At 67.1% G+C, this 22,192-nt stretch carries 21 protein-coding genes; 6 read left to right on the top strand and 15 right to left on the bottom strand.

Annotation, left to right across the window (positions count from 1 at the left end; translation table 11 throughout):
• Window positions 1–6 precede the first annotated feature (6 nt).
• Both N1F91_RS26645 and N1F91_RS26640 read right to left on the bottom strand, forming a co-directional pair.
• Window positions 7–1,305, bottom strand: coding sequence for an ATP-binding protein (locus N1F91_RS26645; protein ID WP_289996675.1), 1,299 nt, complete (start codon window positions 1,303–1,305; stop codon window positions 7–9).
• A complete protein-coding gene (locus N1F91_RS26640; RefSeq protein ID WP_289996672.1) occupies window positions 1,298–2,005 on the bottom strand; it encodes a response regulator in 708 nt (235 codons plus the stop codon). Before N1F91_RS26640 ends, N1F91_RS26645 begins: the two co-directional genes overlap by 8 nt.
• Before the next feature lie 196 nt (window positions 2,006–2,201).
• Here N1F91_RS26640 and N1F91_RS26635 point away from each other — a divergent pair, with 196 nt between their 5' ends.
• From N1F91_RS26635 to N1F91_RS26620, 4 genes are read left to right on the top strand one after another with little or no spacing between them, the layout of a single operon-like run.
• Window positions 2,202–2,522: a hypothetical protein gene (locus N1F91_RS26635; RefSeq protein WP_289996671.1), complete on the top strand. Its 321-nt coding sequence runs from the start codon at window positions 2,202–2,204 to the stop codon at window positions 2,520–2,522.
• Window positions 2,523–2,555: 33 nt separating this feature from the next.
• Entirely contained in the window at window positions 2,556–3,824 is a 1,269-nt protein-coding gene (locus tag N1F91_RS26630) for an efflux RND transporter periplasmic adaptor subunit (RefSeq protein WP_289996670.1), read from the top strand.
• Entirely contained in the window at window positions 3,821–4,999 is a 1,179-nt protein-coding gene (locus tag N1F91_RS26625; RefSeq protein WP_289996668.1) for an FtsX-like permease family protein, read from the top strand. Before N1F91_RS26630 ends, N1F91_RS26625 begins: the two co-directional genes overlap by 4 nt.
• A gap of 9 nt (window positions 5,000–5,008) precedes the next feature.
• Window positions 5,009–5,719: an ATP-binding cassette domain-containing protein gene (locus N1F91_RS26620; RefSeq protein WP_289996666.1), complete on the top strand. Its 711-nt coding sequence runs from the start codon at window positions 5,009–5,011 to the stop codon at window positions 5,717–5,719.
• Window positions 5,720–5,938: 219 nt separating this feature from the next.
• Here N1F91_RS26620 and hflX read toward each other — a convergent pair whose 3' ends face one another.
• The 9 genes from hflX to dusB form a co-directional block, all read right to left on the bottom strand.
• A complete protein-coding gene (hflX, locus tag N1F91_RS26615) occupies window positions 5,939–7,222 on the bottom strand; it encodes a GTPase HflX (protein ID WP_289996702.1) in 1,284 nt (427 codons plus the stop codon).
• 105 nt (window positions 7,223–7,327) lie between these two features.
• Window positions 7,328–7,576 (bottom strand): RNA chaperone Hfq, encoded by a 249-nt coding sequence (gene hfq / locus N1F91_RS26610; protein WP_126700298.1) that lies wholly within the window; start codon window positions 7,574–7,576, stop codon window positions 7,328–7,330.
• Window positions 7,577–7,716: 140 nt separating this feature from the next.
• A complete protein-coding gene (locus N1F91_RS26605; protein WP_289996664.1) occupies window positions 7,717–8,577 on the bottom strand; it encodes a D-amino-acid transaminase in 861 nt (286 codons plus the stop codon).
• Window positions 8,578–8,631: 54 nt separating this feature from the next.
• Window positions 8,632–10,008: a Trk system potassium transporter TrkA gene (gene trkA, locus N1F91_RS26600; RefSeq protein ID WP_289996661.1), complete on the bottom strand. Its 1,377-nt coding sequence runs from the start codon at window positions 10,006–10,008 to the stop codon at window positions 8,632–8,634.
• Window positions 10,009–10,029: 21 nt separating this feature from the next.
• Window positions 10,030–11,391 (bottom strand): sigma-54 dependent transcriptional regulator, encoded by a 1,362-nt coding sequence (locus N1F91_RS26595; RefSeq protein ID WP_289996659.1) that lies wholly within the window; start codon window positions 11,389–11,391, stop codon window positions 10,030–10,032.
• Complete coding sequence (locus tag N1F91_RS26590) at window positions 11,381–13,678, bottom strand: PAS domain-containing sensor histidine kinase (protein WP_289996658.1); 2,298 nt, start codon at window positions 13,676–13,678, stop codon at window positions 11,381–11,383. The genes N1F91_RS26595 and N1F91_RS26590 overlap by 11 nt, the downstream gene beginning before the upstream one ends.
• 108 nt (window positions 13,679–13,786) lie before the next feature.
• Window positions 13,787–15,244, bottom strand: a complete 1,458-nt coding sequence (gene ntrC, locus N1F91_RS26585; protein ID WP_289996657.1) for a nitrogen regulation protein NR(I) — start codon at window positions 15,242–15,244, stop codon at window positions 13,787–13,789.
• On the bottom strand, window positions 15,241–16,383 hold the full coding sequence (locus tag N1F91_RS26580; protein ID WP_289996656.1) for a nitrogen regulation protein NR(II): 1,143 nt from the start codon (window positions 16,381–16,383) through the stop codon (window positions 15,241–15,243). The genes ntrC and N1F91_RS26580 overlap by 4 nt, the downstream gene beginning before the upstream one ends.
• Window positions 16,380–17,408 carry a tRNA dihydrouridine synthase DusB gene (dusB, locus tag N1F91_RS26575; RefSeq protein ID WP_289996655.1) on the bottom strand — a complete coding sequence of 343 codons (1,029 nt, stop codon included), beginning with the start codon at window positions 17,406–17,408 and terminating at the stop codon, window positions 16,380–16,382. Before dusB ends, N1F91_RS26580 begins: the two co-directional genes overlap by 4 nt.
• A gap of 162 nt (window positions 17,409–17,570) precedes the next feature.
• Here dusB and N1F91_RS26570 point away from each other — a divergent pair, with 162 nt between their 5' ends.
• Window positions 17,571–18,782, top strand: coding sequence for a bifunctional 2-C-methyl-D-erythritol 4-phosphate cytidylyltransferase/2-C-methyl-D-erythritol 2,4-cyclodiphosphate synthase (locus N1F91_RS26570; RefSeq protein WP_289996653.1), 1,212 nt, complete (start codon window positions 17,571–17,573; stop codon window positions 18,780–18,782).
• Entirely contained in the window at window positions 18,779–19,270 is a 492-nt protein-coding gene (locus N1F91_RS26565; protein WP_289996651.1) for a CinA family protein, read from the top strand. The genes N1F91_RS26570 and N1F91_RS26565 overlap by 4 nt, the downstream gene beginning before the upstream one ends.
• Here N1F91_RS26565 and N1F91_RS26560 read toward each other — a convergent pair.
• The 4 genes from N1F91_RS26560 to N1F91_RS26545 form a co-directional block, all read right to left on the bottom strand.
• Window positions 19,242–19,730, bottom strand: coding sequence for a type II toxin-antitoxin system RatA family toxin (locus tag N1F91_RS26560; protein WP_289996649.1), 489 nt, complete (start codon window positions 19,728–19,730; stop codon window positions 19,242–19,244). The genes N1F91_RS26565 and N1F91_RS26560 overlap by 29 nt on opposite strands.
• 24 nt (window positions 19,731–19,754) lie before the next feature.
• On the bottom strand, window positions 19,755–20,717 hold the full coding sequence (gene lipA, locus N1F91_RS26555; protein WP_289996647.1) for a lipoyl synthase: 963 nt from the start codon (window positions 20,715–20,717) through the stop codon (window positions 19,755–19,757).
• Window positions 20,718–20,847: 130 nt separating this feature from the next.
• Window positions 20,848–21,102: a GlsB/YeaQ/YmgE family stress response membrane protein gene (locus N1F91_RS26550; protein WP_289996646.1), complete on the bottom strand. Its 255-nt coding sequence runs from the start codon at window positions 21,100–21,102 to the stop codon at window positions 20,848–20,850.
• A 308-nt stretch (window positions 21,103–21,410) separates the two neighbouring features.
• Window positions 21,411–21,839 (bottom strand): hypothetical protein, encoded by a 429-nt coding sequence (locus N1F91_RS26545; protein ID WP_289996643.1) that lies wholly within the window; start codon window positions 21,837–21,839, stop codon window positions 21,411–21,413.
• Window positions 21,840–22,192 lie beyond the last annotated feature (353 nt).

The raw sequence follows: 22,192 nt of genomic DNA, 5'->3' as shown, positions 1-22,192 counted from the left end.
TTCAACTCATGTGTCTTGCGACGCCGTCGGACCGGGTATGCGAATGGTCGCCGTGAAGCCGTTCGGCGAGCGGGCAAAGCGGAGCGATCCGCCGTGGGCCCTTGCCACCTGATCGGCGATGGCGAGGCCGAGGCCGGCGCCGTCTCCGGTGCGGGCCGAATTTCCCCGCGCGAAAGGGCGCACCAGCGCTTCGGCATCCGCAGGATCCATGCCGGATCCGCCATCGCTCACCGCGAGGACGAGGTCACCACCGTCGATGTCCGCCGACACGCGGACCGGCAGTGCGCCGTGGACGAAAGCGTTGCCCAGGAGGTTTCCGATCGCCCGGACCAGCGCATCCTTCTTGACGGTGACCTCCAGATCCTCGCGGAACGATGTTTCCACGCGGCCCGTCGCACCGGCCATGTCCAGAGCGGACCGTAAGATTTCTCCGATGCGCGCGAGCCGCTCCGGCTCGTCCTCGAAGCCGCGCGCGTGATCGAAGAACTGCACGAGCATGGCTTCGATCCGGTCCACCTGCCGCCGGGCGCCCCCGACCAGATCCGGATCGACGTCGTCCAGCATGGCCAGCGACAGGCGAAGCTTGGTCAGGGGAGTCCGGAGGTCGTGGCTGACGCCTGCGAGCATGATTGCCCTGTCCGCTTCAGCCTGGCGGATGCGCTGCGTCATCCTGTTGAGCGCACGAGACACGGCGGCGATCTCCCGCGGCCCGGTTTCTTCGAGGACCGGAAGGTTTTCCACGTTCTCCATCCGGTCGACCTGCTGCTCGAGAAGTGTGAGGGGTCTCGCCACGCGACGCTGCAGCGCGATGCCACCCACGACAGCCGCCAGCACGGCGACCGCGAATATGGCCAGAAGGCCCCGGACCGGATCGGCGATACGACGCGTGCGGATCGAGACCCAGACGGGAGGATCGTTGGTGGGCAGCCGCATCCAGAAGCGATCCTGATCGTCCAGCCGCCATTCGGGGACGGCGGAGGCTCCGGGCTGCTGCATCAAAGCCTGCAGGAAGAAGCGGCCGAACAGGCTGGGCGCGCTGTCGACATTCTCGGGCGGGGTGCTGGCAACCTTGACGCTCAGATACTCCCGTTCGTCGAGGATCTGAAGGACCATCACCTGTTCGGTGGAATCGAGGCGATCGAGCGAGCGCGCAAGCGCGTTCAGGATGTCTGCGGTGATGTTGGCGCCGATCTCGGCAGCGGGCCGGAGGACGATGACGCTGACCAGCACGAGGGAAAGCAGAAGCGCGGCGATGTTGGTTCCCAGCATGACCGCCAGGGTCTGCATGTGGAAGGTCTTAATCATGACGGACCGCGAGGACATAGCCCACACCCCATACAGTCTTGATCAGCTCCGGATTGTCGCCTGGATCGCCGATGGCCTTGCGCAGCCGCGCGATCTGGACATCGATCGCCCGGTCATTGACGTCGGCATCCCGGCCAAAGGCCCTCTCGATGAGCTGCACGCGGCTGAGAGGGCGGCCGCCGCCCCGCGCGAGAGCCGCCAGCAGCGCGAACTCGCGGCTCGTCAGTCTCAGAGCCAGTCCGTCGCGCGTCACCGTCATGGCAGACAGGTCGATGTCGAGAGGTCCGGCGCGAACCATGTCGGCTGAGCCAGCCGGCCCGCCCGCTCGCATCCGCCGCAGCACGGCGGCCAGTCGCGCAACCAGTTCCCGCGGCTCGAACGGCTTCGGCAGATAGTCGTCCGCGCCGGTTTCGAGCCCGATGATCCTGTCGATCGGATCGCCGCGCGCCGTGAGCATGACGATCGGCGTCAGGTCGCCCGCCGCCCTCAGCCGGCGGCAGATGGCAAGGCCGTCCTCTCCCGGCATCATCAGATCCAGAACGATCGCGTCGGCGGGAGCGCGTGACAGCTCCCGGTCGAGGGCGCGGCCACCATCGGCCTCCCGCGTATCGAATCCATGCCCGGAGAGGTAGCGGCGCAGCAGCGCCCGCAGTTCTGGGTCGTCGTCGACGACGACAATTCGGCTCGGTCTGTCCTTCATGCCGGGCAAACTCGCATGGATCGTCAGCGGCTGGGCAAAAGAATTTGTATCAAACTGCTACAATTCGACCCCTTCGCAACAGGGCGACACGACTTGGGCCTTTTCGGCAATTCCGCCGAAACATAGGGCGCGCATGTTCCCCCCGGTTGGGAGACAGGACGTCGACCCACGGAACAGATCCAAAGAGGAACGTCAGATGTCGAAAACCTTCGCATTCCGCAATGTCGCCTTGTCTCTGGCTGCGGGACTGGCCGTCGTGACGGCGACGCACCATGCGCATGCCGCGGAGACCGATCAGGATAAGGCAGCCGCGAATTTCCAGCTGGCCGACGCGAATTCGGACAATGCGCTGAGCAAGAGCGAGTTCATTACATTCATCGACCTGAGCGCCGCGTCCAATCTGGGTCGCGCCGGCCTCATCAAGAAGAACCGTCGATACGATACCGCGTTCTCCCGCCTGGACGCGAACAAGGACGGGGCGGTGACGCCGGCTGAACTGTCTGAGGTCGGCTTTTGATTTCCTGCAAGGCGTACTTGTCGACAAAGGACGATGACAGGCGAGGCCGTGACGACATCAACGGAACCAGCTGCCGGGCAGCCAGAGACCGCAACGCTTCCGCTCCTTGAAAACGGAAAGGGGTCGGGAGCGGGCATACGCGCACGTTCCCCGGCTCTCCTTCTCCGCGTCGCGGTTGCGATCGCACTCGTCCTCGCCGGTGCGGTGGTCGGCCTGTATTTCCAGGGCCCCTGGGTGCGAGCCTTCTTCGACCTGACCGCCCTGGAACCCGGAGCAGGCGCCCGGCAACCGATAGCAGAGCCTGTCGACCGGACGCCGTCGCCCGAGCGGGTCGCCCGGATCGAGAGCGGCGACGTGCTGGCGCTCGGCGAATTGCGACCGCGTGGCGGGATCGTCATCGTCGGAGCCCCCTTCGGTTCCGGCGATGCGCGCGTCAGACAGCTCCTGGTTTCGGAGGGCGACACGGTCAAGGCAGGCGACCTGCTGGCCGTCCTCGACAGCATCATCCAGTTCGAGGCGGCAGCAATGACGGCGGAGAACAACGCCAGCTCCGCTCGTGCGATCCTGGCCCAGAAGAAGGTGCAGGTCGCTTCGGCGGAAGCCGAGACCCGCGCGAGCCTGGAGAGCGCGCGCGCCTCGCTCGCCCTCGCCGATTCGGCACTGGCACGCGTGAACAGCCTTCTGGGGCGGGGCACCGCGTCAGAAGCTTCCCGAGACGAAGCCCAGTCGCGCGCCGATGCCGCGCGAGCCGATGTGACGCGGCTGGAGGCATCGCTCATGCGCTACCGACCCGGACCGGATGGCGTGCCGGTGGATATCGGCGTTGCCGAAGCGGACCTGTCCTCCGCCGCAGCGGCTCTGGAACGTGCGCGCCGCGATCTCGACCGTGCCCGCATTCATGCTCCCCGCGACGGGGTGATCATCGACGTGGCGGTGCGCGAGGGGGAGCGGCTGCCGCAATCGGGACTGTTGCGGATGGGCGATATCGGGCGGATGGAAGCGGAACTCGAGGTGTTCCAGTCGAACGTCCCCCGTGTCGAGATTGGGCAGCCCGTATTCATCGTCTCCGATGTGACGGGCGATGCGCCGCTCCTTGGCTATGTCGCGAGAATCGGCACGATCGTCGGCCGGCAGAGCGTCACGGACGACGACCCGGCGGCGAACACGGATGCGCGGGTGGTCCGCGTGATCGTCGAGCTCGACGAACCCTCCAGCGTCCGTACCGCGCGCCTTGCCGGCCTGGAAGTCGTTGCCCGCATCGCCGTCGCCAGCGGCGACTCCAACGGTGGGGATGGCAAGTGACGACCATTCTCACGAAGCTTCTCGGCCGGCTGCCGATCGGTTTCCTGCAGCTGACCCACAATCCGGGACGCCTGATGGCGGCGCTCGCCGGTGTCGCCTTCGCGAACGTGCTGGTCTTCGTGCAGCTTGGCCTTGCCGGCTCGATGCTCGAATCCGTCGCCACGCCCTACAAACTCTTTCGCCCGGATCTCCTCATGATCTCGGCAAGCGGCGCGGAGACACTCTCTGATGCCTCGAAGATACCTCGCCAGTGGATGATCCGGGCGCTGGCGCACCCCGATGTGACGGGAGGCACGGCAATTCACCTCGGACAGGCGAAATGGCTGTCGGGCCAGCAGACGTCCTCGTCCATCCAGTTCATCGCGCTGAGCCCGGAGGACGAAGGCTTCGTCCGGCCGGATCTCTCGGAGCCGATGGCCAGCCTTGCACTGGAAGATACGGCCCTGGTGGATCTGAGAACGCGGTTCATCGATATGCGGATCTTCGAAAGCGTCAGCCCGGAGGCTCCCCTCACGTTCGAAATGCAGAACCGCCAGCTTCAGGCGATCGGATCGGTCTCGATCGGGGGCGGCTTCGGGGGCGACGGCGTGTTCCTGGTGTCCGACCAGACGTTCTTTCGCCTCTTCCCGCAGCGAAGCTCGGCTGCGCCCAACCACATCCTGCTGGAACTGCGCGCAGGAGCAAATGGCGAAAGGGTCGCCGCGGAGCTCGCCCAGCTCTTTCCCGACGATTCCGTGCGCGTTCGCCCGCTCGCCGCCGCGCTGGCCGAGGAACAGCGTTACCAGATGACCGAACGGCCGACGGGTCTGATCTTCGCTTTCGGCGTAGGCATCGGCCTCATCGTCGGCATCGTCATCGCCTATCAGGTGCTGGCAACCGATGTCGCTGACCACATCCGCGAATATGCCACGTTCAAGGCCATGGGCTACCGGATGCGCTTCTTCGTGGGGGTCATTCTCGAAGAGGCGTTGATCCTTGCCGCGATCGGCTTCTGGCCCGGCCTACTCTTCTCGCAGCTGTTCTACGTGACGCTCGCGCACCTGACCAACATCCCGATCTCCATGACCACCGAGCGCGCTCTCGCCGTCTTCGTCGGAACCGTCGTGGCCTGTTCCCTTTCCGGCCTGATGGCGATCCGCAAGCTCAGGGCCGCCGATCCCGCCGATCTCTTCTAGGGGCCATTCATGGATGCCGCGCCCATAACCATGTCGGGTCTCGAACACACGTTCGGTGAGGGCGAAGCCGGAAAGCAGGTGCTGTTCGGCATCGACCTCCAGGTGGAGCGGGGTTCGCTGACGGTGCTGATGGGCCCCTCCGGATCAGGCAAAACGACGCTTCTCACCCTGATGGGCTGTCTTCGCGACGTTCAGTCAGGAAGCGTGCGGTTGCTGGGTACCGAACTGAACGGTGCCGACGAGGAGACGCAGATCGCCTTGCGTCGCCGGCTCGGCTTCGTCTTCCAGGCCCACAATCTGCACGACAGCCTGACCGCCCGGCAGAACGTGTTGATGGGGCTGCAGGTGCATGGTCGCGGCGCGCCGGAACATCACCGGCGATCGGTCAGCCATCTCCTCGAGACACTCGGTCTGGGCAAGCGCATGGATTACCTGCCTGCCAATCTCTCGGGCGGACAGAAGCAGCGTGTCGCCATCGCACGCGCGCTCGTCTCCAATCCGGAGGTGGTCTTTGCTGACGAACCCACCGCCGCGCTGGACAAGGCGAGCGGCCATGCCGCCGTCACCCTGCTGAAGGATCTCGGCCGGTTTCGCGGCACGACCACGGTCATGGTCACCCACGATCCGCGCATTCTCGAACTCGCCGACAAGATCGTCACCCTCGAGGACGGAGCGATCGTGCGCAACGAGGCTCCCGCGCGTGCCGGATTAGCCCGGTAAGAGATGTTGTTGCCGCCCCGGGTTCCCTCGCAGCCCGACCGCTCAGGGAAAGACTGTCCGGTTTCCGTTTCGAAACGCTATAACTACCCTAACGGCAGTCGGCCCCGATCATGCCATGATCGGACGCGCTGGGAACGACGGCCTTTGAAAAGCCGTCCGAGACGCTGGAACGACAGAGTAAGGGTCGGGAGCCGACGTCCCTGCCCGGTCGACAGCCCCTCACCTTCCGCTCAACCGCTCCTCGACCTCGTCGCGCATCGCCCGCGTCACGCGCAGCCTGAGTTCCATGCCGCCGTCCTCGAGATCCTCGCGGGACAGCACGTCGGCGTTGCGGTAGAGCCAGTCGATCAGGTTCATGCGGTCCGGCGTCAGGTGGACGGTGAGTTCGGCGAGGTCGCCGGAGAGGCGGTTTTCGACCTGGCGCAGCAGGGCGTCGACGCCCTCGCCGGTGATCGCCGAGACGACGATGGGGGCCGGCGTGCCGTCGGCCGCGCCGCCGGAGAGCACCAGCCGCTCGCGCGTGTCGGCGTCGAGCCGGTCGACCTTGTTCCAGACCTCGATGACCTTGCCGCCCGGCGAGACCTCGACGCCGAGGTCGGCGAGAATCCGCTCGACGTCTTCCGCCTGGGCGGCCGTGTCGGGGTCGGAGATGTCGCGCAGGTGGATGACGAGGTCGGCTTCGACCACCTCCTCCAGCGTCGCCCGGAAGGCCGCGACCAGATGCGTCGGCAGGTCGGAGATGAAGCCCACCGTGTCGGAGAGGATGACGATGGTGCCGTGCGGCAGCTTCACGCGGCGCAGCGTCGGGTCGAGCGTGGCAAACAGCATGTTCTCGGCGAGGACGTCGGCGCCGGTCAGCCGGTTGAACAGGGTCGACTTGCCGGCATTGGTGTAGCCGACGATCGCCACCACCGGGAACGGCACCTTCTTTCGCTTCGAGCGGTGCAGCTCGCGGGTGCGCTTCACCGTCTCCAGCTCGCGCTTCAGCTTCGTGATCTTGTCCTGCAGGATGCGGCGGTCGGCCTCGATCTGCGTCTCGCCGGGGCCGCCGAGGAAGCCCGCCCCGCCGCGCTGGCGCTCGAGATGGGTCCAGCTGCGCACGAGCCGGCCCTTCTGGTAGTTGAGATGCGCAAGTTCGACCTGCAGCGTGCCTTCCTTGGTGCGGGCGCGCTCGCCGAAGATCTCGAGGATGATGCCGGTGCGGTCGAGCACCTTGGCGTTCAGGCCCTTTTCGAGGTTGCGCTGCTGCACCGGCGTCAGCGGATGGTCGACGACGACCAGCGCAGCCCCCGTCTCCTTGATCCGTTCGGCCAGTTCCTCGATCTTGCCTGTACCGATCAGGGTCGCCGGACGCGGGTCGTTGACGGTCACGATCTCGGTGTGGACCGGATCGAGGTCGATGGCGCGGGCGAGCCCGACGGCCTCGTCGTGGCGTGCCTCGGGAGACCGCGTCAGCCGCGGCCGACCGGTGTTCTCGTCATCGTCGCGATGGAAGCGCGGCAGGACCGGAACGATGATGATGGCGCGCGTGGCAACGGTTTTCGGCTGGCCGTCGGCCTGCCGATCCTTCGCCCCCTGCTGGCGCCCGCCCGGGCTCGTTGCGTCCAATCAGCTATCCCGGCCGGCATCTTCACCATCGAACATCTGAACCGGCTGGCTCGGCATGATGGTGGAGATGGCGTGCTTGTAGACGAGCTGCGAGTGCCCGTCGCGGCGCAGGAGGACGCAGAAATTGTCGAAAGAGGTGACAACTCCCGTCAGCTTGACGCCGTTGATCAGAAATATCGTGAGAGGATTCTTGCTCTTCCGGACCGAATTGAGAAACAAGTCCTGAAGGTTCTGCGACCGTTCCGCCATTTTTCTTATCTTCCGCCGTTCCCCGAAAACCGTGCACGACGGCGCCCAAACAACGACACGCGATCCAAGCGCACGGAAATGATCCGCCTCCGAAATGTGTGCGCTCACCTGCGCAACATTCCCCTAGTCACAAGCGGTTATCAGGCTTGGCATTTTTCCGCAATGTCAAAAAAAGCCGCCCGCAAGGAAAGCACCACGCTGCCGGGGTGGCCGTTGGCGACGGGTGCGCCGTCGATCTCCACCACCGGCATGGCGATGGTCGTCGCCGAGCTGATGAAGGCCTCGCGCGCCGCCTTCGCCTCCGCCACCGTGAAGCCGCGTTCCTCGACGGTCAGGCCGAGCGACGCCGCCACCTCGAACAGCGTCGTGCGGGTGATGCCGCGCAAGATGCCGTGCTCGGCCGGCCGGGTGACGAGGTAGCCGTCCCTGGTGACGATCCAGGCGTTCGACGACCCGCCCTCCTTCACGGTGCCGTCGACGTCTACGAACCAGGCCTCCTGCGCGCCCGCAGCCTTCGCCGCCTGCTTGGCCAGCACGTTGGGCAGGAGGCCGACGGTTTTGATGTCGACGCGGTCCCAGCGGTTCTCGGGCACGGTGATCACCTTGATGCCGGCCTCGGCGCGCTTCGTCGCCTGGGCGGGGTCGGCCTTGCGCGCCGTGATCACGAGCGCCGGCGCCACCGCCTGCGGGAACAGGAAGTCGCGCGGCGCCACGCCGCGCGTCACCTGGAGATAGACGAGGCCGTTGCGCACGCCGTTGCGGCGCACCACCTCGCGGATCACCAGTTCGAGCGCCTTGCGGTGCATCGGCCAGGAGATCGACAGTTCGCGCAGCGAACGGTCGAGGCGGTCGAGATGGCGCGTCATGTCGACCACGAAGCCCTGCTTCACCTCGCAGACCTCGTAGACGCCGTCGGCGAACTGGTAGCCGCGGTCCTCGACATGCACCGAGGCATCGGGGTGGCGCAGATAGCGGCCGTTGACATAGGTGATACGCGGCATCGGTTCCCCGCAAGGCTTCATGGCCGCCGCGCAGGCGCGGATCGGCCGGGTTGATCAGAAGAATTCGAGGCTGACCCGGAACATCTGCTCCACCTGGCGCACGGCCGAGTCCATGGCAAAGATGATGACGCGGTCCTTCGGGCGGATCAGCGTGGCGCCGTTCGGCTTGATGGCGGTGCCGTCGCGATAGATCATGCCGAGCCGCATGCCGTCGGGCAGGTTCAGGTCGCGCAGCGGCGAGCCGACCAGCGGCGAAGTCTCCAGCGCCTCGGCCTCGATGATCTCGGCGGTACCGCGCTGGACGCTGTGGACGGCGCGGATGCGGCCGCGGCGCACGTGCTGCAGCACGCGGCTGATGGTCACCGAACGCGGGTTCACATGGGCGTCGATGCCGAGCGTGCGGGTGAAGTCGTGATAGGTCGGGTTGTTGATCAGCGCCAGGTTCGACTTGCAGCCCAGCCGCTTGGCCATGACGCTCGACAGGATGTTCACCTGGTCGTTGTTGGTCAGCGCCACCATCAGGTCGGCGTCCTGGATGTCGGCCTCCAGCAGCAGCTTCTGGTCGAGCGCGCTGCCGTGCAGCACCACCGTCCGGCGCAGCTTGTCGGCGATGGCGATGGCGCGCTCGCGCGTATCCTCGATGATCTTGACTTTGGTGCGCGACTGCCGCGCCTCCAGCGCCTTGGCCACGTAGAGCCCGATATTGCCGCCGCCGCCGATGACAATGCGCAGCGCCTCCGTCTCCTCGTGGCCGAACAGGCCGAGCGTGCGCCGCACCTGGTCCTTGGTGGTGACCACGTAGGCCAGATCGCCCGCCACCAGCTGGTCGGCCGAATGCGGGATGAACAGGCGGTTGTTGCGCCACACGCCCACAACGGTCGACGGCAGGTCCGGGAACAGGTCGGAGAGCTGCGACAGCGGCGTGTTGATGACCGGGCACTCCTCCAGGCACTCGATCGCCACCATCGCCACCTTGTCGTCGGCAAAGCGCACGACATCGGTGGCGCCGGGAAGCGCGATGCGGCGCAGCACCATCTCGCCCACCTCGATCTCGGGCGAGATGATCACGTCGATCGGCAGGTTCTCGCGCGAGAACAGGTTCTGGTAGTGCGGCTGGAGATAGGACTGGGCGCGGATGCGCGCGATCTTGGTGGGGATGTTGAACAGCGAATGCGCCACCTGGCAGGCCGTCATGTTCACCTCGTCATAGAGGGTGACGGCGATGAACATGTCCGCCTGCTGCGCGCCCGCCAGTTCCAGCACGTCCGGATGGGCACCGTGGCCGACGAAGCCGCGCACGTCGAGCTGGTCGCGGATGGTGCGGATCAGTTCCGGCGACGTGTCGATGACGGAGACGTCGTTCTGCTCCGCCGCGAGGCGTTCGGCGATGCCGTAGCCGACCTGGCCGGCACCGCAAATGATGACACGCATGACTGGCTCCGATCCGCGCCGCTAAACGCCGAGCGACTTCAGCTTCCTGTGCAGGGCGGATCGTTCCATACCAATGAACTCGGCCGTGCGCGAGATGTTGCCGCCGAAGCGATTGATCTGCGCGATCAGATATTCCTTCTCGAAGAGTTCCCGGGCCTCGCGCAGCGGCAGCGCCATGATGTGCTGGTCGGACTGGCTGGGCGCGCGCGGCATCACGTCGCCGATCTCAGCCGGCAGGAGGTCGGCGGTGATCGGCGAATCGACATTGTCGCCGCGCGAGAGAATCATCAGCCGCTCGACATTGTTGCGAAGCTGCCGCACGTTGCCCGGCCAGTTGTGCGCCTGCAGCACCGCCAGCACGTCGTCGCCGATGCGCCGGTTCTTGATACCGGACTGCCGCACGATCTGCTTCATGAAGTGGTCGACGAGATAGGGAATGTCCTCGCGCCGTTCCGACAGCGGCGGCACCAGCACGGGCACCACGGCAAGGCGGTGGTAGAGGTCCTCGCGGAAGCGGCCCTCGGCGATCATCGCCTCGAGGTTCTGCGCGGTCGAGGAGATGATCCGGACGTCCACCTTGACGCGCTTGGCACCGCCCACCCGCTCGAACTGCTGGTCGACGAGCACGCGCATGATCTTGTTCTGGGTCTCGCGCGGCATGTCGGCCACCTCGTCGAGGTAGAGCGTGCCGCGATGGGCCTCCTCCAGCGCGCCGACCTTGCGCTCCGAGCCGTTGGGCTCGGTGCCGAAGAGCTCGATCTCCATCCGGTCGGGCGTGATCGAGGCGGCGTTGATCGACACGAAGGGACCCTCCTTTCGCGCCGAGATCGCGTGCATCGCACGCGCCGCCGATTCCTTGCCGGAGCCGGACGGCCCGATGATCATCACCCGGCTGTTGGTCGGCGCGATCCGCTCGATCGTCTGGCGCAGATGGTTCATCGCTCCCGAATTGCCGATGAGGTCGAAGGTGTCGGCGGTGCGCTTCTTGAGCTCCGTCACCTCGCGCTTCAGTTTCGAGGTCTCCAGCGCGCGGTCGCAGATCAGGAGCAGCCGGTCGGCCTTGAACGGCTTCTCGATGAAGTCGTAGGCGCCGCGCCGCAGCGCCGACACCGCGGTCTCGATCGTGCCGTGGCCCGAGATCATCACCACCGGCACGTGCGGGTGGATGGTCTTGATCTCGTCCAGCAGCGCCAGGCCGTCCATGCGCGAGCCCTGCAGCCAGATGTCGAGGAGGATCAGGCGGGGCACCCGATCTGCGATCGCCGCGAGCGCGCTGTCGCTGTCGAAGGCCGTGCGGGTCTCGTGGCCTTCGTCGCTCAGGATACCGGCGACGAGTTCGCGGATGTCCTCCTCATCGTCGACGACGAGAATGTCAGACGCCATGGTTCACCTGCTCTTCTTGCTTTTCTTGTCTTTCGTCGTCTCCGCCGGCACCAGCCAGCACGTCGTCGGCAGCCGTGGAGGGCAGCACAACGCGGATCATCGCGCCGCGGCCGCCATAGAACCCGGCGGGCGCGTCGTGGAGTTCGATGCGGCCGCCATGCTCCTCGACGATCTTCTTGACGATGGCGAGGCCGAGGCCGGTGCCCTTGGCGCGGGTGGTCATGTAGGGCTCGAGCAGCCGCTGGCGGTTCTCCGCCGGCAGGCCCTTGCCGTTGTCCTTGATGTCGACGGTGATCCAACCCCCGTCGCAATGCGCCTCGATCTCGATCACACCGCGGACATCGTCGGTCCGCTCGGCCGATTCGATCGCCTCGGCTGCGTTCTTGATCAGGTTGCCGAAGGCCTGGCTCATCAGCCGGCTGTCGAAGCGGCCCTTCAGCGGCATCGCGCCGAAGTCGCGGCGGAACTCGATCTCCGCCTTCGAGACCTCGACCAGGAACGAGGCCTCGCGCAGCGCCTCGCGCAGGTCCATCACCTCGAGCGTCGGCTTCGGCATGCGGGCGAAGGCCGAAAATTCGTCGACCATCCGGCCGATGTCGCCGACCTGCCGGATGATGGTCTCCGTGCACTGGTCGAAGACCTCGCGATCCTCGGTGATCACCTTGCCGTAGCGGCGGCGGATGCGCTCGGCCGACAGCTGGATCGGCGTCAGCGGGTTCTTGATCTCGTGCGCGATGCGGCGCGCGACGTCGGCCCAGGCCGACGAGCGCTGCGCCTGCACGAGGTCGGTGATGTCGTCGATCGTCACGACATAGGACGGCAGCTCCGATTCGCCCTTCCCCTCCTCGATCGTCACCTGCACGTTGAAGGTCCGCTCGACGCCGCGCCGCATGAAGACCACCTGCTCGCGGTAGACGGGGCGTTCCGACGACCGCGCGATCTCGAACACGCGGCCGAAATGCGGCAGCACGGCCGACAGCTTCTCGCCTTCTGACTGGTTGGCTTCGATCGACAGCATGGTCTCGGCCGAGCGGTTGACGATGGTGATCACGCCGTCCGCGTCGACGCCGACGATGCCGGCGCTGACGCTGGCCAGCACGGCCTCGGAGAAGCGGCGCCGCTCGTCGATCTGGTCCTTGGCCGACAGGATCTCGTTGCGCTGCGACTTCAGCTGCAGCAGCATCTTGTTGAAGGTGTCGGAGAGCGAGGCGACGTCGCCGTCCGAATTGCGCACCGGCACGGCGACGTCGAGATTGCCCGTCGCCACCTCGTCGGCCGCGCCGATCAGCCGCCGGATCGGCCGCACCAGCCGGTCGGCCACCGCAATGCCCGTCCAGATCGCCGACAGCACGATGATCAGCGTCAGGCCGAGATAAATCACCGCAAACGCGATCTGCACGGTGGTGCGGCTGGTCTCCAGGTCGGTGTAGTCGTCCGCGTTCACCTGGACGATCTGGCGCGCCCGGATCACCTCCGGATCGACCAGGCGCAGCGTGTAGAGATAGGCGTCCTCGATGTCGCGCAGCCGGATGATCGCGCCGACTATGTTGCGGGTGCGCGGCTCGATCAGCACCGGCGTGCCGTCGGCGGCATCGCGAAGCGCGCCTGCCGGGGGTGCCGGCAGCGGGAAGTCGGCGCGCGTTTCGGCCTGCATGATCACCGTGCCGTCGAGGCGCACCAGCGCGGCATGGGCGAGCGCCCGTCCGACGGCCTGCTGCGTCAGCACCTGCTGGAAGCCGGTCCGGTCGAGCCCGTAGAGCGTGCGGCGCTGGTCGAGGTCGATCGCCATGGAAAGGCTGGTGCCCTGCAGGTTGCGGGCGTTCTCCTGGACGTAGGCCTCCGCGATCGAGAGCGAGGAGCTGACGATCGCCTTGGTCTTCAGCTCGAACCAGCGGTCGAGGCCGATGTCGAGGGTGATCGACGCCACCACCGCGATGATGATCGCGGGAACGGCGGCGATGGCCGAGAAGAGGCCGACGATGCGCACATGCAGCCGCGAGGCCGCCTTGCCGCGCCGCCGCGCCTGGAAGATCTGGTGCACCTCGCGCCCGATCAGGAAGCACAGCAGCAGGATGAGCGCGACGTTGATCGCGATCAGCCCCAGCATCACCTCGTTCGTGGGCGAGATGGGACCAAGCCCGACCAGGATGACGAAGGAGACCGTCGCGCACACGAGCGCGGCAACGACCGCGACGACCCCCGGGAGAGCGGCGAGCCGCCGCCCCTCGTAGGGTGTCTCCGGCTCGCTCAGTCCGAGGCCATCGAGTAACTCGGTGCGTGCTGTCATTGCGCTGCGATTCGCCACCATTCCCGTTGCATACTTGCAACGCATTGTGGCTATTCTGCAACAAAATGGCGACGGCACAAGCGTGGCGCCGCCGCGTCGGACCTTTGGTCAGGAGCCGCGCGAGGTGCGGTAGACGTTTACGCCCAGTTCGCGGATCTTCTTGCGCAGCGTGTTGCGGTTCAGTCCGAGCAGCTCGGCGGCCCGGATCTGGTTGCCCCGCGTCGCCGTCATCGAGGCCAGCACCAGCGGGTATTCCACCTCGGCGAGGATGCGCTGGTAGAGCCCAGACGGCGGCAATTCCTCACCGAAGGAGGTGAAGTAGCGCTGCAGATAGTGCTCCACCGCCTGTCCGATGGTCAGGTTTTCCGGCACCAGCGAATTCTCGGGCGAAGACGGCGAGCGGCCGGCCGTCTGCAATTCGTTCTCGATCACCTCGGCCGAGATCTCGTCCTGCGGATAGAGCGCGGCCAGCCGGCGCACCAGGTTCTCCAGTTCGCGCACGTTGCCCGGCCAGGGATAGCGCTTCATCAGGTCGAGCCCGGCGGTGGAGATCCGCTTCGACTGCAGTCCCTCGGCCTCGCCCAGCTTGAAGAAGTGCCGCACCAGGTCCGGCACGTCCTCGGAGCGCTCGCGCAGCGCCGGCAGGCGCAGCGGCACGACGTTCAGCCGGTAGAACAGATCCTCGCGGAACATCCCCTGATTGATGAGCGTGCGCAGGTCCTTGTTGGTCGCCGCGACGATGCGCACGTCGGTGCGGATCGGCGTCCGGCCGCCGACGGTGGTGTATTCGCCCTGCTGCAGCACGCGCAGCAGCCGCGTCTGAGCCTCCATCGGCATGTCGCCGATCTCGTCGAGGAACAGCGTGCCGCCCTCTGCCTGCTCGAAGCGTCCGCTGGAGCGGTTCTGCGCCCCGGTGAAGGCGCCCTTCTCGTGGCCGAACAGTTCCGATTCGATCAGGTCGCGCGGGATCGCGGCCATGTTGATGGCCACGAAGGGACCGTTGCGGCGCCGGCCGTATTCGTGGAGCGCGCGCGCCACCAGTTCCTTGCCGGTGCCCGATTCGCCCGAGATCATCACCGTCAGGTCGGTCTGCATCATGCGCGCCAGCATGCGGTAGATGTCCTGCATGGCGGCCGAGCGGCCGACGAGCGGCATCGATTCCAGCTGCTCTTCCGTTCGATGCTCGACCGTGGGCTTCTTCGGCTCGGCCAGCGCCCGATTGACGATGTTGAGCAGTTCGGTGAGATCGAAGGGCTTGGGCAGATATTCATAGGCGCCCTTTTCCGACGCGCGGATCGCGGTCATGAAGGTGTTCTGCGCGCTCATCACGATGACGGGCAGGTTCGGCCGCGCCTTCTTGATGCGCGGCAGCATGTCGAAGGCGTTCTCGTCGGGCATCACCACGTCGGTGATGACGAGATCCCCCTCGCCCGCCGCCACCCAGCGCCACAGCGTGGCCGCGTTGGAGGTGACGCGTACGTCGTGGCCGACGCGCGACAGCGCCTGGTTGAGCACGGTGCGGATCGCGGCGTCGTCGTCCGCGACCAGAATGCTGCCACGGTTCATCGGTGGGCTCCTTCCAGTCCGCCGGCCGGCGCGGCGTAGTCTTCCTTCCAGGCCGGCATCAGGATGCGGAAGCTCGTGCCGCGCGGCGAGGATTCGCACTCGATGACACCGCCATGCTCGCCGACGATCTTGGCCACCAGCGCCAGGCCGAGGCCCGAACCGTTCGGCTTGGTGGTGATGAAGGGATCGAACAGGATCGGCCGGATGTCCTCGGGCACGCCGCCGCCATTGTCATGGACGATGAACTGCAGCGGCAGCGACACGCGATCCTGCGTTCCCGGCACCGAGAGCCGGATTCCCGGCCGGAATGCCGTCGACAGCGTGATCTCGCCCGACGGATCGCCGGCGATGGCTTCCGCCGCGTTCTTCACCAAGTTGAGGAAGACCTGCACCAGCTGGTCCCGGTTGGCATAGACCGGCGGCAGCGACGGGTCGTAGTCCTCGATGATGCGGATGCCGTGCGCGAAGCCGTTGCGCGCGATCGCCTTCACGTGGTCGAGCACGACGTGGATGTTGACCGGCGTGCGGTCGATCGGCCGCTCGTCGGAAAACACCTCCATGCGGTCGACCAGGGAGACGATGCGGTCGGTCTCGTCGGTGATCAGCCGGGTGAGCGATCTGTCCTCGTCGGAGACGACGCTCTCCAGCAGCTGGGCCGCGCCGCGGATGCCCGACAGCGGGTTCTTGATCTCGTGCGCCAGCATCGCGGCCAGCCCCGTCACGGAACGCGCAGCACCCCGGTGCGTCATCTGGCGGTCGATCTTGTCGGCCATCGAGCGCTCCTGAAGCATGATGACCACCGAACCCGGCAGCTCCGGCACCGGGGCGACGTAGATGTCCACCAGCTTGTCGGGGCCGAGCCGCGGCGAGGAGATGTCGACGCGGTATTCGTTGACCGGCGACTGCCGCTCCCGCACCTGGTCGATCAGTGTGAGCAGCGGGCTGCCGAAGGGCACGAAATGGCCGATCGTGTTGCGCGACAGGATGACGGCGCTGGAGCGGAAGAACACTTCCGCATCGGCATTGGCATAGGTCAGCCGGCCGTCATGGTCGACCATGATGACCGGGTGTCTGATCGTGTTGAGCACGATCTGCGCCGGGTCGAAGACCGGCGGCTTTGGCAGTGGACTGGCGCTCATGCGGCTTTCCTCATGGCGTGGGCGCCGGTCCCTTCGACCAGCGCCGCGCGCAGCTGTTGGATGACTGTCTTGGGATCGGTGGAGGTCATCACGGCGAGCCGGTGCTCGTCGGCGACCTCCGGGGCGTGCCGCTCCAGGTACCAGCCGAGATGCTTGCGCGAATGGCGCAGGCCCGGCCCGGTGCCGTAAAGCGAAAGCATGTCCTCGTAATGGGCGACGGCATAGTCGGCGACGGCCTCGGGCGTCCCCGGCACGCCCGGCGCCGTCAGCCCGGCCGCCTCCGCAGCGATGGTGCCCGCCGTCCACGGCGCGCCGCAATGGGCGCGGCCGATCATCACGGCGTCGGCACCGGACTGCGCCAGCGCCCCGACGGCGCCGGCCGCATCCCTGATGTCGCCATTGACGACGACGGGGATCGACACCGCCTGCTTCACCGCGGCAACGGCCCGCCAGTCGGCCTCGCCCTTGTAGAACTGGCAGCGCGTGCGGCCGTGCACCGTCACCATCGCCACGCCGGCCGCTTCGGCGCGGCGCGCGAGCTCGGGTGCGACCAGTTCCGTATCGTCCCAGCCGAGACGCATCTTGACCGTCACCGGCACGTCGACGGCTTCGACGACCGCCTCGATCAGCGACTGCGCCAGGTCGAGGTCGCGCATCAGCGCCGAGCCGCAATAGCCGCCCGTGACCTTCTTGGCGGGGCAGCCCATGTTGATGTCGACGACGTCGGCGCCTTCGCCAGCCGCAATCCGCGCGCCTTCCGCCATCCACCGCGCCTCGCGGCCAGCGAGCTGGACGATGTGGATCTGGTCGCCGGCGCGCTCGATGCGGCGCACCGAGTCCAGGCGTCCACGCGCCAGCTCGCCGCTCGCCACCATCTCCGACACGACCATGCCGGCGCCATGCGCGAAAGCACGGCTGCGGAACGCACTGTCGGTGATGCCCGAGAGCGGCGCCAGGAAGACCCGGTTGCGAAGGACGGCCCGGCCGATCGTCAAAGGTTCGGCTAGCCTACGAAGGTCACACATGCACAAAAACCGCGCAGATATCTGCTTTGCTTATTCACTAGACATGTCCGGTTGCGGTTGCAACGCATAATTCGGCGACTGGGCGCTGCTAGCACAAAAACGCTGGCAACGGTTAAGCCGTCTCGCTAGATCGGGACCGTCCCAGCGGAGCGATCGTCGGCTATGCCCACAAGCCACCCAATCCAGTGCGGAACGGCCGCCGTGATCGTCGCGGCGGGACGCGGCGAGCGTGCCGGCCAGGCCGAAGGGCCCAAGCAGTACCGGCCGATCGGCGGGCTGCCGGTCATCCGCCGCACGATAGACGCCTTCCTCGCCCACCCGGGCATCGGCACCATCGTCGTTGCGATCCACCGCGACGACGAGGCGCTGCTCGACGCCGCTCTCCCGGCGCGCGACCCGCGGCTGCGCATCGTCTTCGGCGGCGCCACGCGCCAGGCCTCCACCCGGCTCGCACTCGAGGCGCTGGCGCAGGATGCGCCGGGCAGCGTCCTGATCCATGACGGCGTGCGCCCCTTCGTCGACGCCGCGCTGGTCGACCGCGTGCTTGCCGGCCTCGTTACCGATCCCGGCGTCCTGCCGGCCCTGCCGGTATCCGACACGCTGAAGCGCGGCGCCGACGGCCACGTCGAAGACACGGTGCCGCGCGCCGGCCTGTTCGCCGCCCAGACCCCGCAAGGCTTCCGCTTCGCGCCGATCCTCGACGCGCACCGGCGCGCAGCCGCCGAGGGCCGCGAGGACTTCACCGACGATTCCGCCATCGCCGAATGGGCCGGCATTGCGGTGCGGCTGGTCGACGGCTCGCCCGACAATGTCAAGCTCACCTATGCCAGGGAGATCGCCATGGCCGACGACAAACTCTCGCGCACGGCGCCGTCCTTTCCCGACGTGCGCACCGGCAACGGCTACGACGTGCATTCCTTCGAGCCCGGCGACCACGTCACGCTCTGCGGCGTCGCCATCCCGCACGAGGCCCGGCTCAACGGCCATTCCGACGCCGATGTCGGCCTGCATGCCCTGACCGATGCCCTGCTCGCCACCTGCGGGGCGGGCGACATCGGTGTCCACTTCCCGCCGTCCGACCCGCAGTGGAAAGGCGCGGCCTCGCGGCTCTTCGTCGAGCACGCGGCCGGCATCGTGCGCGGGCGCGGCGGCCGCATCGCCAATGCCGACGTCACGCTGATCTGCGAGGCGCCGAAGGTCGGGCCGCACCGGCCCGCGATGGTCGCGGCGATGGCCGCCATGCTGGGGATCGCGCCGGACCGGATCTCCGTCAAGGCCACCACCAACGAGAAGCTCGGCTTCGTCGGCCGCCGCGAGGGCATCGCCGCCATCGCCACTGCCACCGTCGTCTTTCCCGGAGACCTGCCAGCATGAGCCCGTACACCGATCTCGCCCGTGCCCTGATCGAGGCCTGCGCTGCCGAAGGCGTGCTGATCGCCACCGCCGAATCCTGCACCGGCGGCCTCATCTCGGCCGCGCTGACCGACATCGCCGGCTCCTCCATCGTCGTCGACCGGGGCTTCGTCACCTATTCCAACGAGGCGAAGACGGAGATGCTCGGCGTTTCCGCTACCACCCTCGCCGCACACGGCGCCGTCTCGCCCGAAACCGCGCGCGAGATGGCGGCGGGCGCTCTCGAACGGTCGCGGGCCACGATCGCCATCGCCGTCACCGGCATCGCCGGGCCGGGCGGCGGCTCGGATGAAAAGCCGGTCGGGCTGGTCTGGTTCGGCCTCGCCGCCCGCGGTGCCGAGACGGTTGCGGTGCAGCGGCTGTTCGAAGCCCGCAGCCGCGATCACGTCCGCCAGCAGACGGTGCGCGTCGCGCTCGATCTCATGCTCGCGAAGCTGACGCATCCGTGAGGCCGCCCGCGGGCGCGCCGTAGACGGCGTCGGCCCGCTTCTCGAAGGCGCCGGCAAAGAGCCGGAAGGCGCGGTCGAACATTGCGCCCATCAGCGCGCCGAGCACGCGGCTCTTGAACTCGTACTCGATGAAGAAATGGATCTTCGTGCCGCCCGTCCCGTCAGGCTCGAAGCGCCAGCGGTTCTCGAGATAGCGGAACGGGCCGTCGAGATACTTCACGTCGATGGCAAGTTCGGCCTCGCGCGCCACGACCTGGCTGGTGAAGGTCTCGCGGATCGCCTTGTAGCCCACCGTCATGTCGGCCACGAGCACTTCGACACCCTCGCGCTCCTTGCGCGAGCGAACGCTCAGCGCCTCGCACATCGGCACGAACTGCGGATAGCGCTCGACGTCCATCACCAGGGCATACATGCGCTCCGGCGCGTGGCGGACGGGGTGGACGGTCTCGTATTTCGGCATGGGCTTCGATCAGCGGCGTTTCTGTCAGGCCGTGACGGCGAGCTTCCGGTCGCGCGCGGCCTTCAGCCGGGCGAAATCCTCGCCCGCGTGATGCGACGAGCGCGTCAGCGGCGAGGCCGACACCATCAGGAAGCCCTTGGTGTAGGCCACCGTCTCGTAGGACCGGAATTCGTCGGGCGTCACGAAGGCCTTCACCGGATGATGCTTCTTCGTCGGCTGCAGATATTGCCCGATGGTCAGGAAGTCGACGTCGGCGACGCGCAGGTCGTCCATCAGCTGCAGCACCTCGTTGCGCTCCTCGCCCAGCCCCACCATGATGCCGGACTTGGTGAACATGCCCGGATCGAGCTCCTTCACCCGCTGCAGCAGCCGGATCGAGTGGAAGTAGCGCGCACCGGGGCGCACCGTCAGATAGTTCGACGGCACGGTCTCCAGATTGTGGTTGAAGACGTCGGGCCTCGCCGCCACCACCACCTCCAGCGCGCCGTCCTTGCGCAGGAAATCGGGCGTCAGGATCTCGATGGTGGTGCCCGGCGACAGGGCGCGGATGGCACGGATGACGTCGGCGAAGTGCTGCGCGCCGCCATCGTCGAGGTCGTCGCGATCGACCGAGGTGATGACGACATGGTTCAGTCCCATCTGCCGCACGGCCTTGGCCACGCTCTCCGGTTCTGCGCGGTCCAGCGCCTCGGGGCGGCCGGTCGCGACGTTGCAGAAGGCGCAGGCGCGGGTGCAGATGTCGCCCATGATCATGAAGGTGGCGTGCTTCTTGTCCCAGCATTCGCCGATGTTGGGGCAGCCCGCCTCCTCGCACACGGTGACCAGCTTGTGCGAGCGCACGATCTCGCGCGTCTCGGAATAGCCTTTCGAGACCGGCGCCCGGACCCGGATCCACTCCGGCTTGCGCAGCACCTCCTGGTCGGGCCGGTGGGCCTTCTCGGGATGGCGGGCGCGCGGACGCGCGATCGTGTCGATGACGGTGACCATAGTGCTCCCGGTCGTCCTTCGGGCGACCGGTCCTGTCCGGCGCCAATGTTTATCTAGGCCTTCCGGGCACAAAACGAAAGGCCGCCGGGCGAATGCCACGGCGGCCAATCCTGCATAGGTGACTGGAGCGTCAGCGCCTGAACATGCGCGCGATGGCGATGAGGATGCAGGCGCCGATGAAGCCCGCGATCAGATAGCCGATCCAGGTGCCCCCGAGCGCGATGCCGAAGACACTGAGCAGGGCATTGGCGACGATGGCGCCGACGATGCCGAGGATGATGTTCATGAGCAGGCCCATGCTACTCTTCATGAACTTTTCGGCCAGCCAGCCGGCGATGCCGCCGATGATGATGGCTGCGATCCAGCCCACGCCCGCGTCTTCCATGTCTTTCTCTCCGTTGCCTGTTCGACTTGTTCGTGCCTGACAACGGCGCGGTCCGCGCGAGGTTCCGCCGGTCCGCGCAAAACTTGCCGGATCATGCGCAGCCATGCGGCTTGCATGGAATTTTGGAAAGCTGGGAAATGCGGGGACAGTTTACCGAATTCGGGCGACGGGCGCGGGTGTCCCGACGGGCGCGGCCCCGAATTCGGTGAATTGTCCCCGCATTTCCGCCAGCGCCGGCGCGCCGGGAGGCGGCTCTGCCGCCCGGCCAGTCGGACCCGGGAGATGTTCGGTGCAGCGGCGCGGCAACGTCAGGACGTGTCGTGGAACGGCGGCAGCGGGAAGCCTGACATGGCGCCGCCGGCCATGGCAAGACGCGCGCCGCCGCCGCAGGCAAGCCTGCCGTCTCGGCAGGCGGCCCGGTCGGGCGCATGGTCGCGGCCGGTAATCCGGCAGTCGATGCCGCCGAGCCGGCCGAGCAGCGCGACGAGCACGGTCGCATACCAGCGGAGGCGCCAGGCGAGCAGGACGGCATCGGCGGGGCTGGCGTCGCCGGGACCGGCGACGGGCGTGAGCTCGGCCACGATCTCCGCCAGCTCGACCTGCAGCCCCTTGGCGACATGGGCCTGCACGATGCGCTCGGCGATGCGCAGGAAGAAGAGCACCAACCAGCGCACCGGAAAGGCGCGGCCGGCGGCGATGTCGGCCTTGGCCGCCATCGAGCCGAGCACCGCAATCATGCTCCTCAGCTTCCGCCCGTTCCGTACCGCACCACCCACGTCGTCCGTCCTCCTTCAGCTGCGACCATTGTGCGGCAGCGTGGGAGGGGTGTGGACAGAGCGGGGTGAAATTCGTGCAAAGGGTTGATTTCCTTGGTGGTGGCAGACGCGGATCGGGCGCCGGAAATGCGGGGACAGTTTACTTAATTCGGCTCGAGAACGACTGCGGAAGGCGTCGAAGATTGCCGATATCAGTAATACCCCGACTCCCCGAACCCCCGAAGAAATGGCGTTGACGATCGTCCCGCGAGCGATTCTGCTGGGTGCATGATTCGCGGTGGTTTTCTGTCGAAGGACGGGCGTGCCCATCTCGA

The sequence above is a fragment of the Aquibium sp. ELW1220 genome (assembly GCF_030398385.1).
In the GTDB taxonomy this organism is placed as follows: domain Bacteria; phylum Pseudomonadota; class Alphaproteobacteria; order Rhizobiales; family Rhizobiaceae; genus Aquibium.
This window is presented reverse-complemented; position numbering and strand designations above follow the sequence as displayed.

What these genes read in the sequence shown, in the direction of transcription:
- N1F91_RS26565 (WP_289996651.1), top strand. Translation starts at nt 18,779, where the DNA reads ATGAGCCCGTACACCGATCTCGCCCGTGCCCTGATCGAGGCCTGCGCT.
- N1F91_RS26580 (WP_289996656.1), bottom strand. Translation starts at nt 16,383, where the DNA reads ATGAGCGCCAGTCCACTGCCAAAGCCGCCGGTCTTCGACCCGGCGCAG.
- N1F91_RS26570 (WP_289996653.1), top strand. Translation starts at nt 17,571, where the DNA reads ATGCCCACAAGCCACCCAATCCAGTGCGGAACGGCCGCCGTGATCGTC.
- ntrC (WP_289996657.1), bottom strand. Translation starts at nt 15,244, where the DNA reads ATGAACCGTGGCAGCATTCTGGTCGCGGACGACGACGCCGCGATCCGC.
- N1F91_RS26595 (WP_289996659.1), bottom strand. Translation starts at nt 11,391, where the DNA reads ATGGCGTCTGACATTCTCGTCGTCGACGATGAGGAGGACATCCGCGAA.
- N1F91_RS26640 (WP_289996672.1), bottom strand. Translation starts at nt 2,005, where the DNA reads ATGAAGGACAGACCGAGCCGAATTGTCGTCGTCGACGACGACCCAGAA.
- N1F91_RS26590 (WP_289996658.1), bottom strand. Translation starts at nt 13,678, where the DNA reads ATGACAGCACGCACCGAGTTACTCGATGGCCTCGGACTGAGCGAGCCG.
- N1F91_RS26635 (WP_289996671.1), top strand. Translation starts at nt 2,202, where the DNA reads ATGTCGAAAACCTTCGCATTCCGCAATGTCGCCTTGTCTCTGGCTGCG.
- hfq (WP_126700298.1), bottom strand. Translation starts at nt 7,576, where the DNA reads ATGGCGGAACGGTCGCAGAACCTTCAGGACTTGTTTCTCAATTCGGTC.
- dusB (WP_289996655.1), bottom strand. Translation starts at nt 17,408, where the DNA reads ATGTGTGACCTTCGTAGGCTAGCCGAACCTTTGACGATCGGCCGGGCC.
- lipA (WP_289996647.1), bottom strand. Translation starts at nt 20,717, where the DNA reads ATGGTCACCGTCATCGACACGATCGCGCGTCCGCGCGCCCGCCATCCC.
- N1F91_RS26620 (WP_289996666.1), top strand. Translation starts at nt 5,009, where the DNA reads ATGGATGCCGCGCCCATAACCATGTCGGGTCTCGAACACACGTTCGGT.
- N1F91_RS26605 (WP_289996664.1), bottom strand. Translation starts at nt 8,577, where the DNA reads ATGCCGCGTATCACCTATGTCAACGGCCGCTATCTGCGCCACCCCGAT.
- N1F91_RS26560 (WP_289996649.1), bottom strand. Translation starts at nt 19,730, where the DNA reads ATGCCGAAATACGAGACCGTCCACCCCGTCCGCCACGCGCCGGAGCGC.
- N1F91_RS26645 (WP_289996675.1), bottom strand. Translation starts at nt 1,305, where the DNA reads ATGATTAAGACCTTCCACATGCAGACCCTGGCGGTCATGCTGGGAACC.
- N1F91_RS26545 (WP_289996643.1), bottom strand. Translation starts at nt 21,839, where the DNA reads ATGATTGCGGTGCTCGGCTCGATGGCGGCCAAGGCCGACATCGCCGCC.
- N1F91_RS26550 (WP_289996646.1), bottom strand. Translation starts at nt 21,102, where the DNA reads ATGGAAGACGCGGGCGTGGGCTGGATCGCAGCCATCATCATCGGCGGC.
- trkA (WP_289996661.1), bottom strand. Translation starts at nt 10,008, where the DNA reads ATGCGTGTCATCATTTGCGGTGCCGGCCAGGTCGGCTACGGCATCGCC.
- N1F91_RS26630 (WP_289996670.1), top strand. Translation starts at nt 2,556, where the DNA reads ATGACAGGCGAGGCCGTGACGACATCAACGGAACCAGCTGCCGGGCAG.